The 15,014-nt window shown below is 66.0% G+C and carries 18 protein-coding genes; 10 read left to right on the top strand and 8 right to left on the bottom strand.

Annotation, left to right across the window (positions count from 1 at the left end; genetic code table 11):
- Positions 1-110: 110 nt before the first annotated feature.
- The 4 genes from CMV14_RS21585 to CMV14_RS21570 form a co-directional block, all read right to left on the bottom strand.
- Positions 111-1,928 (bottom strand): DUF885 domain-containing protein, encoded by a 1,818-nt coding sequence (locus CMV14_RS21585; RefSeq protein ID WP_066965966.1) that lies wholly within the window; start codon positions 1,926-1,928, stop codon positions 111-113.
- Between the two features lie 113 nt (positions 1,929-2,041).
- Positions 2,042-2,518, bottom strand: coding sequence for an RcnB family protein (locus CMV14_RS21580; RefSeq protein ID WP_066965964.1), 477 nt, complete (start codon positions 2,516-2,518; stop codon positions 2,042-2,044).
- A gap of 339 nt (positions 2,519-2,857) precedes the next feature.
- Complete coding sequence (locus CMV14_RS21575) at positions 2,858-3,736, bottom strand: RcnB family protein (protein WP_066965961.1); 879 nt, start codon at positions 3,734-3,736, stop codon at positions 2,858-2,860.
- Between the two features lie 103 nt (positions 3,737-3,839).
- Complete coding sequence (locus tag CMV14_RS21570; RefSeq protein WP_066965958.1) at positions 3,840-4,394, bottom strand: (2Fe-2S)-binding protein; 555 nt, start codon at positions 4,392-4,394, stop codon at positions 3,840-3,842.
- A 294-nt stretch (positions 4,395-4,688) separates the two neighbouring features.
- Here CMV14_RS21570 and rpsU point away from each other — a divergent pair, with 294 nt between their 5' ends.
- Together rpsU and CMV14_RS21560 are read left to right on the top strand one after the other, a co-directional pair.
- A complete protein-coding gene (rpsU, locus tag CMV14_RS21565; RefSeq protein WP_029548939.1) occupies positions 4,689-4,895 on the top strand; it encodes a 30S ribosomal protein S21 in 207 nt (68 codons plus the stop codon).
- A gap of 76 nt (positions 4,896-4,971) precedes the next feature.
- On the top strand, positions 4,972-5,535 hold the full coding sequence (locus tag CMV14_RS21560; protein WP_066965955.1) for an FKBP-type peptidyl-prolyl cis-trans isomerase: 564 nt from the start codon (positions 4,972-4,974) through the stop codon (positions 5,533-5,535).
- A gap of 254 nt (positions 5,536-5,789) precedes the next feature.
- On the opposite strand, the gene lepB is transcribed toward CMV14_RS21560, so the two are convergent.
- Genes lepB through pyrE form a run of 4 tightly spaced genes read right to left on the bottom strand, consistent with a single transcriptional unit; the run spans position 5,790 to position 8,415 of the window.
- Positions 5,790-6,665 carry a signal peptidase I gene (gene lepB, locus CMV14_RS21555; RefSeq protein ID WP_066965952.1) on the bottom strand — a complete coding sequence of 292 codons (876 nt, stop codon included), beginning with the start codon at positions 6,663-6,665 and terminating at the stop codon, positions 5,790-5,792.
- 36 nt (positions 6,666-6,701) lie between these two features.
- On the bottom strand, positions 6,702-7,103 hold the full coding sequence (gene acpS / locus CMV14_RS21550) for a holo-ACP synthase (RefSeq protein ID WP_066965949.1): 402 nt from the start codon (positions 7,101-7,103) through the stop codon (positions 6,702-6,704).
- Entirely contained in the window at positions 7,100-7,828 is a 729-nt protein-coding gene (locus CMV14_RS21545; protein WP_066965946.1) for a pyridoxine 5'-phosphate synthase, read from the bottom strand. Before CMV14_RS21545 ends, acpS begins: the two co-directional genes overlap by 4 nt.
- Complete coding sequence (gene pyrE / locus CMV14_RS21540; RefSeq protein ID WP_066965943.1) at positions 7,825-8,415, bottom strand: orotate phosphoribosyltransferase; 591 nt, start codon at positions 8,413-8,415, stop codon at positions 7,825-7,827. Before pyrE ends, CMV14_RS21545 begins: the two co-directional genes overlap by 4 nt.
- 191 nt (positions 8,416-8,606) lie before the next feature.
- Here pyrE and coxB point away from each other — a divergent pair, with 191 nt between their 5' ends.
- The 8 genes from coxB (at position 8,607) to CMV14_RS21505 (ending at position 15,009) form a co-directional block, all read left to right on the top strand.
- Positions 8,607-9,641 carry a cytochrome c oxidase subunit II gene (gene coxB / locus CMV14_RS21535; RefSeq protein ID WP_066965940.1) on the top strand — a complete coding sequence of 345 codons (1,035 nt, stop codon included), beginning with the start codon at positions 8,607-8,609 and terminating at the stop codon, positions 9,639-9,641.
- Between the two features lie 11 nt (positions 9,642-9,652).
- Positions 9,653-11,344 carry a cytochrome c oxidase subunit I gene (ctaD, locus tag CMV14_RS21530; RefSeq protein ID WP_066965937.1) on the top strand — a complete coding sequence of 564 codons (1,692 nt, stop codon included), beginning with the start codon at positions 9,653-9,655 and terminating at the stop codon, positions 11,342-11,344.
- 80 nt (positions 11,345-11,424) lie between these two features.
- A complete protein-coding gene (locus tag CMV14_RS21525; protein WP_066965933.1) occupies positions 11,425-12,327 on the top strand; it encodes a heme o synthase in 903 nt (300 codons plus the stop codon).
- Positions 12,324-12,446: a cytochrome c oxidase system small membrane protein gene (locus tag CMV14_RS27410; RefSeq protein ID WP_255250150.1), complete on the top strand. Its 123-nt coding sequence runs from the start codon at positions 12,324-12,326 to the stop codon at positions 12,444-12,446. Before CMV14_RS21525 ends, CMV14_RS27410 begins: the two co-directional genes overlap by 4 nt.
- Positions 12,443-13,015, top strand: coding sequence for a cytochrome c oxidase assembly protein (locus tag CMV14_RS21520; protein WP_066965930.1), 573 nt, complete (start codon positions 12,443-12,445; stop codon positions 13,013-13,015). Before CMV14_RS27410 ends, CMV14_RS21520 begins: the two co-directional genes overlap by 4 nt.
- A 47-nt stretch (positions 13,016-13,062) precedes the next feature.
- Complete coding sequence (locus tag CMV14_RS21515; RefSeq protein ID WP_066965927.1) at positions 13,063-13,929, top strand: cytochrome c oxidase subunit 3; 867 nt, start codon at positions 13,063-13,065, stop codon at positions 13,927-13,929.
- Between the two features lie 121 nt (positions 13,930-14,050).
- Positions 14,051-14,386: a DUF983 domain-containing protein gene (locus CMV14_RS21510; protein WP_096367806.1), complete on the top strand. Its 336-nt coding sequence runs from the start codon at positions 14,051-14,053 to the stop codon at positions 14,384-14,386.
- Positions 14,386-15,009 (top strand): SURF1 family protein, encoded by a 624-nt coding sequence (locus CMV14_RS21505; protein ID WP_066965922.1) that lies wholly within the window; start codon positions 14,386-14,388, stop codon positions 15,007-15,009. Before CMV14_RS21510 ends, CMV14_RS21505 begins: the two co-directional genes overlap by 1 nt.
- The last annotated feature ends 5 nt before the right edge of the window (positions 15,010-15,014 follow it).

The following is a 15,014-nucleotide window of genomic DNA, read 5'->3' as shown; positions in this document are numbered from 1 at the left end:
CAAGGGGGGTAATTGATCGCCCCGGCGGAGGCCGGGGCCGCCAGCGGCTCCGGAGGCAGCTTGGGAAAGAACCCAGGCCGGCCCCGACCTCTGCCGGGGCGACGCCTGGATCAGGGCTGCTTCGCCGACTTGATCCACGCGTCGATCTTCGCCTCCAGCACCGACATCGGCAGCGCGCCGCTATCGAGCACCTGCGCATGGAAAATACGGGGGTCGAATCTCTCGCCCAGCTCGGCCTGCGCCCTGGCCTTGAGCCTCAGGATGGTCAGCGCGCCCACCTTGTAGGCCAGCGCCTGACCGGGAATGGCGATGTAGCGCTCCACTTCGGCGGTGGCGTCGGTCTTGCCGATATTGGAGTGGCTGAGCATGTAATCGATCGCCTGGTCGCGGCTCCAGCCCTTGGCGTGGATGCCGGTGTCGACCACCAGCCGCATCGCCCTCAGCATCTCGTCGGAAAGTCCGCCGAAGCGCTGATAAGGGTCGGTCTCCATGCCCAGCTCCTTCCACAGCGTTTCGGCATAGAGCGCCCAGCCCTCGACGAAGGCGGTGTTGCCGCCGAAGCGCATGAAGGCGGGCAGCGCGACATTCTCCTGCGCCAGGCTGATCTGGAAATGATGGCCGGGCACGCCCTCATGCAGGTAGAGCGTTTCCATGCCCGGCGTCGTCCGCGACTTCAGATCATAGGTGTTGTAATAGAATACGCCGGGTCGCGATCCATCGGGCGTGCCCTGCTGATAGCTGCCGCCCGCCTCGGTCTTCTCGCGATAGGGTTCCACCGCCCTGATCTCGAGCGGGCTTTTCGGGATCAGAGAGAACTGTTCGGGGATGCGCGCGTCGACCCGCTTGCCGATCCGGAAATATTCCTCGCGGATCCAGGCGGCGCTCGGGGGCTGGAACTTCGGATCGTCGCGCAGATAGACGAAGAATTCGGCCAGGCTGCCCTGATAGCCGACCTGCGTCTTGATCTTCTCCATCTCGGCGGTGATCCGCGCCACCTCGCGCAGGCCCAGCTGGTGGACCTCCTCGGCCTTGAGCGGCAGGGTGGTGTTGCTTTCGATCAGATGGGCATAGAGCCGGTCGCCACCTTTCAGCCCGACCAGCCCGACGCTGTCGCGCGCGGCCGGCAGATATTCGGTCTTCAGGAAGGTGCGGAGGCGCTGATAGGCGGGGATGATCCCGTCCCGGATGATCGCGGCGGCTTCGGTGCGCAGCCGGGCCTGGTCGGCGGGCGAGATGCCTTCCGGAAATTGCTTCACCGGCCCGTAGAAGGTCGATCCCTCGACCCCCTGGCCGAGCTGCAGGTCGATCTGGTCGATCATGTTGTTGACCACCAGCTTCGGCTCGACCACGCCGGCCTTCATGCCCTCGCGGAACCTCGCGATCCAGCGGTCGATCATCGCCACATAGTCGCGATGGCGCTTCAGGTTGTTCTCATAATCCTCAAGGGTGCGGAAGGGCGCGGCGCCGCCGCCCGAGGCGAAGCCCGGATAGCTGTTGTGGAAGCCCGAGAAATGATCGATCGGCTGGACCGCGGTGATGGCGAGCATCGCCGGCGTCAGCCCCTTCAGGTTGAGCTCGGTCTGCCAGCGGAACACATCGTAGGCGATCCGGTTGGTCGCGGTAAGCTTCCCCCGGTCAATCCGCTTCAGCGCGGCCAGGTCCGCTTCGGCGGCCTCCCGTTCGGCGACGAAATAGGCGTCGGTCACATAGTCGCCCAGCCGGTCGGCGTGGCGCAGGTCGCCGCGGTAGATGGCGTTGATCGGATTGCGCTGGAGCGAGGCCTCGTCGCTGTCGGCGAACAGCTTGAGCAGGGCACTGTCCTGCGGCGAGACGGTCTGCTCCATCGGCGCGGCGGCGTGGCTGGCGGCGCCGGGCGGTATGGCGGCAGCCATCATCGTAGCGGCAAGAAGCAGGGGTCTGATCATCATCTGGAGAATATCCCGGGCGTCGCGTTGTTCCGTGCTATTCCCCTCATACAGCGGACGCAAGAAGCCCCGGCACTCGCGGGGAGTGCCGGGGCCCTTGGTCTTCTGGCCGGGGATTACCAGAAGAAGCCGTTGTGCACCTGGATGACGCGGCCGGTGCGGCTGTTCACCAGCACCACATCGTTGCCGTAGCGGATCCAGCGGTTGTAGCCGGTGGCCGCCGGCAGGCGATAGCGCCACGGATCGGCGATCACATAGCGCGAGCCATAATAGGCCGGCGCGAAGCGGTAGCCGGGGTTGACGGGCCGATAGGCGTAGCCGCGCGGGCCGACATAGGCGGGACGGCGAAAGGCGTCACGGTTGGAGCGGCGATAATCGCGCCAGTCCTGCCGCGCCTCGCGCTGGGCATCGCGCAGGTCCTTGCGGGCCTCACGTACGTCGCGGCGGTCGCCGTAGCGCTGGGCGTCGCGCAGATCGCGGCGCTCCTCGCGGACCTCGCGCTGGCTTTGCCGTGCCTCGCCCAGCGACTGGGCCTGGACGATGCTGGGCGCCGCGACCGCGGCCATCAGCGCCAGGATGATTGGTGTACGCATCGGATTACTCCTTCTCCACTTCGACTTCGATAACCGGTCGTGGCGGCGTCAATGTTCGGGCGCCATCACAGGTTCCTGATTCGCACAGCGCGGCTGAACCCGGCGGGAACGTCTCCGTCAGCCAATTGACAGCTAGAAGGCGGCTTTCAGGCGGATTGTTGCGGGCCTGACATTTTGTGCCACGGCCCGCCCTTTTTCGCGGGCCGCTCCAACGCAAAAGGAAAGGCCCGGCGGCTTTCGCCACCGGGCCCCCTTCGGCCACTCTCTCTTCGCCGAACCCAACCTTGATCGGATCGGGCTTCCCGGCCCGATCCGTGAATCAAGGTGTCAACTTCATGCCTAGAAGAAAAAGGAATAGATGATGTCGATGATCTCGCCCGAGCGGATATCCACCAGCACCGCATCGTCATAATAGCGGACCCAGCGATAGTCGCCATAGGCCGGGGGCAGGCGATACTGCCAGGGATCGGCTATCCAGTAGCTCGAGCTGTAATACCACGCGTCCCAGCGGAAGCCCGGCGACCAGCGGCGATAGCTGTAGCCCCAGCGCGGCGGATTGTAGCGGGGCAGGCGATAGATCTGCCGGTTGCGGTTCCGATAATCCTGCCAGCTGTAGCGGCGATCGTTCCGCCAGTTGCGGTCCCAGCGGCCGTCGTTGCGGTTGTCCCAGCGGTTGCGGTCGCTGGTCCAGTTGCGGTCTCCGGCGCGGCCGTCGCGGTTCCAGTCGCGCCGGTCGCTCGACCAGCGCTGGTTGCCGTCATTGTCGCGGCCGACATTGTCGCGATCGGAACGATCGCGATTCCAGTCCCGGCGGCGATTATCGTCACTGCCGCGCGCGGCATCGCGCTGGCGATCGTCATTGGCGCGCTCGCGGCCCCAGTCGCGCCGGCCTTCGGCATTGCCGCGGTCGCCGCGATTCCATTCGCGATTGCCGCCTTGCCACTGCCGGCGCGATTGATCCGATGCACTGGTCTGGGGCTGCACCACCGGCGCCGGCCTTTCCACCGCCCGCACCGTTTCCCGGCCACGCGCCATCTCGGCGCGGTTCGCGCGATCGCCGCCGATCGTCTCGCGGGGCTGGCCGCCGCCACGCTGCCACGAACGCTCGCCGCCACGGTCGCCGCGATCGCGCCCGCGCTCCTGGGCCTGTGCCACGGACGGGATCAGCATCGCCGTCCCGAGCAGCAGGCCGATCATCGCCCTCGAAAGGTTACGCATCGGAAATATTCTCCACATGGGCGGCATGATGCCACCCTTGCCTGCCTTATGCGTCGCGTCGACTGAGTCCCGGCTGAACCCGGTCGTCAGCAAACAGAAAGATTCACCGGCCGGAGGCGGGCGCCTTCGGATCGAGCGCGGGTACGGCACGCGCCGCATCGGCGGGATCGATTCCCGGCGGGGGGGCAGCCGCGATCGTCTCACCCCCAGCCATGACCCGCGCCGCCCGCCTTATAGCGCGCCGCACGCGCGGATAGGTGCCGCAGCGGCAGATATTGGTCATCGCCGCGTCGATCTCGGCGTCGCTGGGGTCGCGGTTGCGGTCGAGCAGGGCGGCGGCGGCCATCACCATGCCCGACTGGCAATAGCCGCACTGGGGCAGGTTCTCCGCCACCCAGGCCTGCTGGACGGGATGGCTGCGATCCCGCGAGAGCGCCTCGATGGTCGTCACGAAGCTGCCCTCGATCGATCCGATCGGCACCTGGCAGGCCCGCACCGGCTGGCCGTCGACATGCACCGTACAGGCACCGCACAGTCCCGCGCCGCAGCCATATTTGGTGCCGGTGAGGTTGGAGGCGTCGCGCAGCGCCCAGAGCAGCGGGGTCGCCGGGTCCATCCTGTAATGGATGGGCTGGCCGTTGACGGTGAACCTTGTCATGACCCGCTATAGCGGGTTTTTGTCGGTTTCAGCAAAGCTGAAACGTGCCCCACCGGCCGGCTCCCTCACCCGGCCTCCCATTGAGGGTGCCATGGTGGGGGGAGCGGGCCGGGGCGGTTCTCGCTGCAAAGCGTCACTTTCGCTTGAAGAATCATGCTTTGGTTGATAGGGCCCGCGCTTCACGACGTGGAAGCGATTCCGCGGCGACATGTTTTTTGCTCCAAGGCTGGAGACACCGTCGGATCGGCGGCGTGGATGGCTCGCTGGGGCAGATGATTGGAGAATTGGGTTTTTATGCAGATCATCGTTCGCGATAACAATGTCGATCAGGCTCTTCGTGCGCTCAAGAAGAAGCTCCAGCGCGAGGGTGTGTATCGCGAGATGAAGCTGCGCCGTCATTATGAGAAGCCTTCGGAGAAGCGCGCCCGCGAGCGCGCCGCCGCGATCCGCCGCGCCCGCAAGCTCGAGCGCAAGCGGATGGAGCGTGACGGCGTCCGCTAAGCTTTAGTTGGCTTACCCGGCGTCCGGTCGGCCGGGCGGCGGGAGTTTCCATCCTGGCTGAGAGAGCGAACCGTCTATGTCCGAAGTAACCGCCGTTCCCCTTCGTCCGATCGCGAAGGGGTCGCTTCCCAAGCTCTGGGTCGGTATCGCGGCGGTTGCTCTGCTGGGTGTGGGCGCGGCCTATATCGGCACCGAGAAGCAGGTGGCGATGGCCAAGACGCCTGCCGAATTCCTCGCGGACAACAAGGGCGGCGACGTCGTCGAGACGCCCTCGGGCCTCCAGTACAGGATATTGGATGAAGGCGACGGCCCCAAGCCGACCGCGAATGATCTCGTCCTCGTCGACTATGAAGGCCGGCTGCTCAACGGCGAGGTGTTCGATTCGAGCGCACGTCATGGTGGCCCGGCGCCGATGCCGCTGCAGGGCATGATATCCGGCTGGACCGAGGGGCTCCAGCTGATGAACAGCGGCTCCAAATACCGTTTCTGGATGAAGCCCGATCTGGCCTTTGGCGAGCGCGGCGTGCCCGGCAAGATCCCGCCGGGCGCGCTGGTCGTCTTCGATGTGACGGTGAAGGCGATCATCCCGCCGCAGGCGATGGGCATGGGCGCGATGCCGCCCGGCCATGGCGGCATGTAAGCTTCCGGCTTTCGCGAGATAGGAGAGGACGGGGCCGCGGTAAAACGCGGCCCCTAATTTTTTGGGCGGGGTTTGGCTCGATGGCGTCATTCCCACGAAAGCGGGAATCCACGGTCACGATGGACAAGAGCCGCTTGCGGGCCGCCGTCGATGGATTCCCGCTTTCGCGGGAATGAAAAGGGCGCACCGATCACACAGCCGAATATGGCCGACCCTAGTGTGTGCGGGGGAGGGGGCCGAACGCCCCCACACCCTTAACGCTCCTCGCGGCTCGGGTGCAGGCTCGTTCCCGCCCGGCCGCCGCGCAGCGCGGTGAACCAGCTGATCGGGTTCCACAGCTTGGTGGTGCCGTCCAGCGAGAAGGTGATGAACTCGGCGCGGCCGCCCAGATTCTCGAACGGAACCGGGCCGTCGAGGCCGTTGCGATAGGCGGGCACGCGGCTGTCGGCGGACTGGTCGCGATTGTCGCCCATCACGAAGATATGGCCGGCCGGGATGGTGATCGCCGGATAATCGTCGATCTCGGGCATATAGCCCAGGTCCAGCGTGTCATAGCTGCGCCCATTGGGCAGCGTCTCGCGGAAGCGGGGCAGCGCGCAATAGAGCTGGCCGTCGCGGCCGGTCATGCGGAAGCGGGCGACCTCGGGCTGGTCGCAGGGAACATTGGCGTCGACCGGGATCATCGCCGGGCTCTCGGGCACCCGCTTCACCGGCACGCCGTTGATCACCACCACGCCGCCGCGCACCTCCAGCCGGTCGCCGGGCAGGCCGATCACGCGCTTGATGAAGTCGGTATCGGCCTGGGGCGGCTTGAGGATGACGATATCGCCGCGCTCGGGAAGGCGGCCCAGCACCCGCCCGTGGATGAAGGGCAGCACATGGAAGCTGGGCGATACATAGGACCAGCCATAGGGATATTTTGTGACCACGAGCCGGTCGCCGGTGATCAAGGTCGGCATCATCGATTCGGACGGGATGTAGAAGGGCTTGGCGATGAAGCTGTGAAAGCCGAGCACCGCCAGGATCAGCCAGAAGATGCCGCGCGCTTCCGCCCACCAGTCAGTACCAGGCTTCTTGGAAACCACCGGCGGTTCGGCCGGTGCGGCGGGCACGTCGCTCGCATTGTCCATGTCGTCACTCGGCCGATCGCTCACGCGATCCCCTCCTTACAGCGGGCGCGCATACAGGATCACGAACGCCTGCGCCCAGGGATGATCGTCCGTCATCGTCAGATGTACTTCCACCGCGTGGCCCGCCGGGGTCAATGCGTCAAGCCTTGCCTTGGCCCCGCCGGTCAAAACCAGGGTGGGCGCGCCGCTCGGAAGGTTGGCGACGCCGATGTCCTTCATGAACACGCCAGCCTTGAAGCCGGTGCCCACCGCCTTGGAGAAAGCTTCCTTCGCCGCGAATCGCTTCGCATAGGTCCCGGCGCGGGTGAACGGGCGCCGTTCGGCCTTGTTGCGCTCGGTGTCGGTGAAGACGCGCTGGATGAAACGGTCGCCGAAGCGGTCGAGAGAATTCTGAATCCGTTCGATGTTGCAGAGATCGGAACCTATGCCGACGATCACCGCGCGTCGTCCATCAGCTGGCGCATCCGCTGCACCACCGGGCCGAGTCCCTCGAAGATCGCCTCGCCGATCAGGAAATGGCCGATGTTCAGTTCGGCGATCTGGGGGATGGCCGCGATCGGCTGCACATTGTCGAAAGTCAGGCCGTGCCCCGCATGCGGCTCGATGCCGTTCTTGGCGGCGAGCGCGGCGGCATCGGCGATTCGGCGCAGTTCGGCGGCGCGTTCCTCGCCTTCGGTGTGGGCGTAGCGGCCGGTATGGAATTCGACCACCGGCGCGCCGAGCGATACGGCGGCTTCGATCTGACGGGGGTCGGGCTCGATGAACAGGCTTACCCTTATGCCCGCATCGGCGAGCCGGGCGATCATCGGCTTCAGATGATTATGCTGGCCGGCGGCGTTGAGCCCGCCCTCGGTGGTCACCTCCTCGCGCCGCTCGGGAACGATGCAGGCGGCGTGCGGGCGGTGCCTCAGCGCAATCGCCAGCATCTCCTCGGTCGCGGCCATCTCCATGTTCAGGGGCACCTGGATGGAGCCGATCAGCCGGCCGATATCCTCGTCGATGATGTGGCGCCTATCCTCGCGCAGATGGGCGGTGATGCCGTCGGCGCCGGCGGCGCAGGCAATCTCGGCGGCGCGGATCGGATCGGGATAGAGCCCGCCGCGCGCGTTGCGGATCGTGGCGACGTGATCGATGTTCACGCCCAGCCGCAGATGGCTGCTCACGCGTCGACTTTCGCCCGGCTGCCCGGCTTGATTGCCGGGATCGCCGCCAGTTCCGGCGGCAGCGCGTCGACGGCGTAGGTCGGCACCTCCAGCCGGATCAGCGGATAAAAGGGCACGCCCAGGTCGGCGGTGCCGTTCGACCGGTCGACCAGTGCGGCGGCGGCGATCACCTGGCCGCCGGCCTCCTCGACCGCCTTGATCGCTTCGCGCGAGCTGAGGCCGGTGGTGACGACATCCTCCATCAGCAGCACCTTCTGCCCCGGCTCCAGCCGGAAGCCGCGGCGCAGGTGGAAGATTCCGTCGGGCCGCTCCACGAACATCGCGTCGAGGCTGAGCGCGCGGCCCATCTCATGCCCCGCGATCACCCCGCCCATCGCGGGGGAGACCACCGCGCCGAGCTGGATCTTGATCTTGTCGGGGATCTTGCGGGCCAGCGCCTCGGCCAGCCGCGCGGCGCGGGCGGGATTCATCAGCACGCGCGCGCATTGCAGGTAGCGCGGGCTGCGCAGGCCTGAGGACAGGATGAAATGGCCTTCCAGCAGCGCTTCCGCAGCGCGAAATTCGGCCAGTACCTGTTCGTCGGTCATCGCAGTATCCCTGTCAGTCGGCGCCGCTTTGCAGCATTCGCCCAGATAGAGGCAGGATATATTCGCTTCAACCGCTTGCATTCGGCGCCAAGCGGTGCTTGAGGCACAGGCGAGCCGCGCCTATAAGGCGCTCGATTTCGTAGGGCCCGATAACAGGCAGGCGTGGAATCACCGCGCTTCACGGGGGTAAGATGAAGACGTTGAAGACAATCATGATGGCGCTTTCGCTGGCGGCCATTCCGGTGGCGGTCCAGGCTCAGGAAGCGGCTCCGGCCCCGGCGGCGCCTGCCGCGGCGGCCCCCGCAGAGGCCGCTCCCGCCGCTGCGCCGGCCTTCGAGCACCGTGCGCCGGAGGCCGATATCGGTCAGCCGATTCCCGGCGGCTACAAGATCCAGCCGCAGGTGACCGAGATCGGCGAGAGCGCGGAGTGGTTCCACAACTCGCTGCTCATGCCCATCATCACGATCATCTCGATCTTCGTTCTCATCCTGCTCGCCTATGCGGTGATTCGTTTCCGCGCCAAGGCGAACCCGGTTCCGTCGAAGACCTCGCACAACACGCTGATCGAGATCATCTGGACGCTGGTCCCGGTGCTGATCCTGCTGGTGATCGCGGTCCCCTCGATCCGGCTGCTCGCGCATCAATATGGCCAGCCCAAGCCCGATCTCACCGTCAAGGTGATCGGCAACCAGTGGTACTGGACCTATCAATATCCCGATAATGGCGATTTCGAGCTGGTCTCGAACATGCTGCCCGACGCCGAGGCCAAGAAGCGCGGCGAGCCCCGCATGCTCGCGGTCGACGAGCGGGTGGTCGTGCCGGTCAACGCGGTCGTCAAGGTCATCGTCACCTCGAACGACGTGATCCACAGCTGGGCGGTTCCCGCCTTCTGGACCAAGATGGACGCCGTTCCCGGCCGCCTGAACGAAACCTGGTTCAAGGCCGAACGCGAAGGCGTTTATTACGGCCAGTGCTCGGAACTGTGTGGCGCCCGCCATGGCTATATGCCGATCGCGGTCGAGGTCGTCTCGAAGGAAAAGTTCGCCCAGTGGGTGCGTTCGAAGGGCGGCAAGATGCCGGGCGAGGAAGTGGCCGCAGCACCGGCTGCCGCGCCCGCGGCCGCCACCGCCGCTCCGGCCGAGGGCGCTCCGGCGGCCCCGCCGGCAGCCGGCCCCGCGGCCCCGGCCGCTCCCGCCACGTCCCAGCCTGCGACCGCGCAGAACTAAGGCCTGATCCCATGACCGATACAACCGCAACCGCATCGCACTTCGAGGCGCATGGCGATGATGCGCATCACCATGATGCCGATCACAAGCCGGCCTTCTTCCAGCGCTGGTTCATGTCCACCAACCATAAGGACATCGGCACCCTCTACCTGATCTTCGCGATCTTCGCCGGCATCGTCGGCGGCGCGATCTCGGGCCTGATGCGCGCCGAGCTGGCCCAGCCCGGCATCCAGTATCTCCAGACCTGGACCGCCCTGATGGGCGGCGCGCCCGATTTCGACACCGCGCTCCACATGTGGAACGTGCTGATCACCGCGCATGGCCTGATCATGGTGTTCTTCATGGTCATGCCCGCGATCATCGGCGGCTTCGGCAACTGGTTCGTCCCGATCATGATCGGCGCGCCCGACATGGCCTTCCCGCGGATGAACAACATCTCGTTCTGGCTGCTCGTCCCGGCCTTCCTGATGCTGCTCGGCTCGTCCTTCGTCTCGGGCGGCACCGGTCATGGCGCCGGCGTGGGCTGGACGGTCTATGCGCCGCTGTCGACCAGCGGCTCGGCCGGTCCCGCCGTCGACATGGGCATCTTCGCGCTGCACATCGCGGGTGCCTCGTCGATCCTCGGCGCGATCAACTTCATCACCACCATCTTCAACATGCGCGCGCCGGGCATGACCCTGCACAAGATGCCGCTGTTCGTATGGTCGGTGCTGGTCACCGCCTTCCTGCTGCTGCTGGCGCTGCCGGTGCTCGCCGCCGCGATCACCATGCTGCTCACCGACCGCAACTTCGGCACGACCTTCTATGATGCGTCGGGCGGCGGCGATCCGGTGCTCTACCAGCACCTGTTCTGGTTCTTCGGCCACCCCGAAGTGTACATCATGATCCTGCCGGGCTTCGGCATCGTCAGCCAGATCGTCTCGACCTTCTCGAAGAAGCCGGTGTTCGGCTATCTCGGCATGGCCTACGCCATGGTCGCGATCGGCGTGGTCGGCTTCGTCGTGTGGGCGCACCACATGTTCACCACCGGTATGTCGGTCGACGTGAAGATGTACTTCACCGCCGCGACGATGGTGATCGCGGTCCCCACCGGCATCAAGATCTTCTCGTGGATCGCCACCATGTGGGGCGGCTCGATGACCTTCAAGACGCCGATGCTCTGGGCGATCGGCTTCATCTTCCTGTTCACGGTCGGCGGCGTCACCGGCGTCGTCCTCGCGAACGGCGGCGTCGACAACTATATGCACGACACCTATTATGTGGTCGCGCACTTCCACTATGTGCTGTCGCTCGGCGCGGTCTTCTCGCTGTTCGCGGCCTTCTACTACTGGTTCGGCAAGATGTCGGGCCGCATGTACAACGAGTTCCTGGGCCAGGTTCACTTCTGGCTGTTCTTCATCGGCGTGAACGTGCTGTTCTTCCCGATGCACTTCCTGGGCCTCGACGGCATGCCGCGCCGTATCCCGGACTATCCGGATGCGTTCGCCAAGTGGAACTCGCTGGCCACCCACGGCTATGAGATCATGGCCTTCAGCATGATCTTCTTCTTCATCAACGTCTTCTGGTCGCTGTTCGCGGGCAAAAAGGCCGAGGGCAACTATTGGGGCGAGGGTGCAACCACGCTCGAATGGACGCTGTCGAGCCCGCCGCCCTACCACCAGTTCGAGCAGCTGCCGCACATTGGCGACGATCACAGCCACTGATCGACGCTGCAGCGAAAGACAGGGGCCGCCGCTTCGACAGACGTCTGAGCGGCGGTTCCGTTAGGACCGACTGAGAGACCATGGCGAGCAAGGCTTATCCCGTTGCGAACGCGGCCGACTGGCGCGATTTCCTCGCGCTGACCAAGCCGCGCGTCCTCACCCTGGTGGTGTTCACCGGGCTGTGCGGGCTGCTTGCGGCGCCGGCGTCGATCCACCCCGTGCTGGGTTTCACCGCGGTGCTCTGCATCGCGCTGGGCGCGGGCGCGGCCGGCGCGCTCAACCAGTGGTATGAAGCCGATCTCGACGCGATGATGAAGCGGACCGCGAACCGGCCCCTGCCTGCCGGACGCATGGATCGCCAGTCGGCGCTGCATTTCGGCGTCGGCCTGGGCGTCTTCTCGGTCGTCCTGATGGGCCTCGCGCTCAACCTGCTCGCGGCGGCGATCCTGGCCGTCTCGATCCTCTTCTATGTCGTCGTCTATACCGTCTGGCTGAAGCGCCGGACCCCGCAGAACATCGTCATCGGCGGTGCCGCTGGTGCCTTCCCGGCGCTGATCGGCTGGGCCGCCGCAACCGGCCGGGTCGAGACGCTGCCCGTGCTGCTGTTCGCCCTGGTCTTCCTGTGGACGCCGCCGCACTTCTGGGCGCTCGCGCTCTACATCAACTCCGATTATGCGCGCGCCGGCGTGCCGATGCTTCCGGCCGTCGTCGGGCAGCGTGCCACCCGCATCCAGATCCTGCTCTACAGCGTGCCGATGGCGGTCGCGGCGGTGATGCCCTGGCCGCTGGGTCTGACCGGCGCGCTCTATGGCGTGGGCGCGGCCATGCTGTCCGGCCTGTTCCTGCTGCTGGCGCTGCGCGTCGGTTTCAGCCGCGAGACCGAGCAGGCGAAGATGAAGCCCGAACGGCAGCTCTTCGCCTATTCGATCCTCTATCTGTTCCTCGTCTTCGGCCTGGTTGTGGCCGACAAGGTGCTGGCATGACCCCCGATGACCAAAGCGAGATTCGCCGCCGCCAGAAGTCGCGCGCGATCGTGATGGCCCTGCTGCTGGGTGGCTTCGTCGTCCTGATGTACGCGATCTCGATCGCGAAGATGCTATGAGCCTCGCGCTTCCCGCCGACCGCAACACCCGCGTCGGGCTGATCGCCATGGCGATCGCTATCGCCATGCTCGGGCTCGGCTATGCCGCGGTTCCGCTCTACCGGATGTTCTGCCAGGTCACCGGCTTCGGCGGCACGACGATGCGCAGCACCACCGGCGTCGCCCCGGGCGAGGTGGCCGGCAAGATCATCAACGTCCGCTTCGACGCGAACGTCTCGCCGAGCCTTCCATGGCGTTTCGGCCCCGAGAAGAGGATCGAGCGGACGGCGATCGGCGCGCGCAAGATGGCCTTCTTCACCGCGACCAATCTCAGCGACCGTCCGATCACCGGAACCGCGAGCTTCAACGTCACGCCCGAACTGGCGGGGCAGTATTTCACGAAGATCCAGTGCTTCTGCTTCACCAGCCAGACGCTGCAGCCGGGCGAGACGATACGCATGCCCGTGATCTACTATGTCGACCCCGCCATCCTGAAGGACAAGGAAGCGGGCAAGTTCAACGAAATCACCCTGTCCTACACCTTCTTCCCCGACAAATCCGCTGTGGATTCGGAACGGGCGGGCGGTTAAGGACGATCCATCAATAGGCCTGCGGGCGAACGATCAGGGGCACGAAAATGGCCGGAGCCAAGAGCCACGACTACCATATCCTTCCACCGAGCCCATGGCCGCTCATGGGTGCCGCCGCGGCCTTCGCGCTGTTCGGCGGCCTGGTCATGTGGATGCACAAGGTGGCCTATGGTGCCGAGGTGATGGGTCTCGGCCTCGCGGGCGTGCTCGCCACCATGTATTTCTGGTGGGCCGATGTGGTGAAGGAAGCCCATGCCGGCGATCATACGCCGGTGGTGTCGCTGCACCTGCGCTATGGCATGATCCTGTTCATCGCCTCGGAAGTGATGTTCTTCGTCGGCTGGTTCTGGGCGTGGTTCGATTTCTCGCTCTTCCCGGTCGCGCTGCAGTTCAACGAGGGCGCCACCTCGATCATCGAGGGGCCGAACAGCATCACCCATGCGGCGGGCGTCTGGCCGCCCAAGGGGCTGGAGGTGATCGACGCCTTCCACCTGCCGCTGCTCAACACGCTGCTGCTGCTCTGCTCGGGCACCACGGTCACCTGGGCGCACCACGCGCTGCTGCACGGCGACCGCGAGGGCCTCAAAAAGGGTCTGTGGCTGACGATCATCCTCGGTGCGGTTTTCACCTCGGTGCAGGCCTATGAGTATATGCACGCGCCCTTCCCCTTCAAGGGCATCAACTATGGCGCGGCCTTCTTCATGGCGACCGGCTTCCACGGTTTCCACGTGCTGGTGGGCACCATCTTCCTGATCGTCTGCCTGATCCGCGCCTATAAGGGGCACTTTACCCCGCAGCAGCATTTCGGTTTCGAAGCCGCCGCCTGGTACTGGCACTTCGTCGACGTCGTGTGGCTGTTCCTCTTCGTCGTCGTCTATGTCTGGGGCGGCTGGGGTGCACCGGTTCACGGCTGATCGGGCCGACCGACTGGACATCGGGGCGCGGCGGCGGGGAGACCTGCTGCCGCGCCTTTCTTTTAAAGGGCATCATCGAAGCCATGGCTGACCCGACCGCCCCCCGCCACTCGATGCGGCCCTGCGTGGCCTGTGCCCGCGCTGCGGGGCGCCGGGTCTGTTCGCCGGCCTCCTGCGCTTTGCCGATCGTTGCGGGGGATGCGGGCTTGATTACCGCAGCTTCAATGTGGGCGACGGTGCCGCCGCCTTCCTGATCCTGATCGTCGGCGGGCTGGTCAGCCTGCTTGCCATCCTGGTCGAGCTGAAATGGTCGCCGCCGCTGCTCGTCCACCTGCTGCTGTGGGTCCCGCTCACCCTCATCCTCACCGTCGGGCTGCTGCGCGTGGCCAAGGGGCTGCTGCTCGCCCTAGAATATAAGAATGCCGCCCGCGAAGGGCGCATCGTGAAGCGCGACTGATGCGCCGCTTGCCCATCCTGGCCACGCTGGTCGTCGGCCTTGCCGTCGCGGCGATGATCGCGCTCGGCCTCTGGCAGCTGCGCCGCGCCGAATGGAAGGAAGGGCTGCTCGCCAGCTATCGCGCGGCCCGGCATGAGCCGGCGCTCTACGGCCTGCCGGCGGACCTGCCGATCGAACGCGCCGCTTTTCGCCGGGCCCACATCCTCTGCCGCATTTCCGGGGCTCCGGTCCAGGTCGGCGGCTTCGGCCGCGGCGAACAGCCCGGCTTCCGCAACATCCTGGGCTGCACCCTCATCGACGGGCGGCGGATCATGGCCGATCTCGGCTGGAGCCCGCCCGGCGTGAAACCCGCGCTTCCCGCGATCGGCCAGCGGATCGAGGGTGATGGGCTGCTCATTCCGGACGAGGTGCTGGCGAAGCGCGTGCTGGGCGGCGCGCCCGGGGCGGTGCCGCTGCTGATCGTGCTGGAGGGCGGCGCGCCTGGCCTTTCGCCGAGTGTGGCCCCATCGATCGAAACCATCCCCAACAATCACCGCAGCTATGCGGTGCAATGGTTCCTGTTCGCCGCGGTCGCGCTAATCATCTACGGCCTTGCGCTGTGGAAGCGGAGCCGGGCGCGGTGAGAAGC

This window comes from Rhizorhabdus dicambivorans, assembly GCF_002355275.1.
GTDB classification, from domain to species: Bacteria; Pseudomonadota; Alphaproteobacteria; order Sphingomonadales; family Sphingomonadaceae; genus Rhizorhabdus; species Rhizorhabdus dicambivorans.
This window is presented reverse-complemented; position numbering and strand designations above follow the sequence as displayed.

Excerpts from the sequence above, each read along its gene's own strand:
- CMV14_RS21585 (WP_066965966.1), bottom strand. The coding sequence starts at position 1,928 with ATGATGATCAGACCCCTGCTTCTTGCCGCTACGATGATGGCTGCCGCC.
- CMV14_RS21580 (WP_066965964.1), bottom strand. The coding sequence starts at position 2,518 with ATGCGTACACCAATCATCCTGGCGCTGATGGCCGCGGTCGCGGCGCCC.
- CMV14_RS21575 (WP_066965961.1), bottom strand. The coding sequence starts at position 3,736 with ATGCGTAACCTTTCGAGGGCGATGATCGGCCTGCTGCTCGGGACGGCG.
- CMV14_RS21570 (WP_066965958.1), bottom strand. The coding sequence starts at position 4,394 with ATGACAAGGTTCACCGTCAACGGCCAGCCCATCCATTACAGGATGGAC.
- rpsU (WP_029548939.1), top strand. The coding sequence starts at position 4,689 with ATGCAGATCATCGTTCGCGATAACAATGTCGATCAGGCTCTTCGTGCG.
- CMV14_RS21560 (WP_066965955.1), top strand. The coding sequence starts at position 4,972 with ATGTCCGAAGTAACCGCCGTTCCCCTTCGTCCGATCGCGAAGGGGTCG.
- lepB (WP_066965952.1), bottom strand. The coding sequence starts at position 6,665 with ATGGACAATGCGAGCGACGTGCCCGCCGCACCGGCCGAACCGCCGGTG.
- pyrE (WP_066965943.1), bottom strand. The coding sequence starts at position 8,415 with ATGACCGACGAACAGGTACTGGCCGAATTTCGCGCTGCGGAAGCGCTG.
- coxB (WP_066965940.1), top strand. The coding sequence starts at position 8,607 with ATGAAGACGTTGAAGACAATCATGATGGCGCTTTCGCTGGCGGCCATT.
- ctaD (WP_066965937.1), top strand. The coding sequence starts at position 9,653 with ATGACCGATACAACCGCAACCGCATCGCACTTCGAGGCGCATGGCGAT.
- CMV14_RS21525 (WP_066965933.1), top strand. The coding sequence starts at position 11,425 with ATGGCGAGCAAGGCTTATCCCGTTGCGAACGCGGCCGACTGGCGCGAT.
- CMV14_RS27410 (WP_255250150.1), top strand. The coding sequence starts at position 12,324 with ATGACCCCCGATGACCAAAGCGAGATTCGCCGCCGCCAGAAGTCGCGC.
- CMV14_RS21520 (WP_066965930.1), top strand. The coding sequence starts at position 12,443 with ATGAGCCTCGCGCTTCCCGCCGACCGCAACACCCGCGTCGGGCTGATC.
- CMV14_RS21515 (WP_066965927.1), top strand. The coding sequence starts at position 13,063 with ATGGCCGGAGCCAAGAGCCACGACTACCATATCCTTCCACCGAGCCCA.
- CMV14_RS21505 (WP_066965922.1), top strand. The coding sequence starts at position 14,386 with ATGCGCCGCTTGCCCATCCTGGCCACGCTGGTCGTCGGCCTTGCCGTC.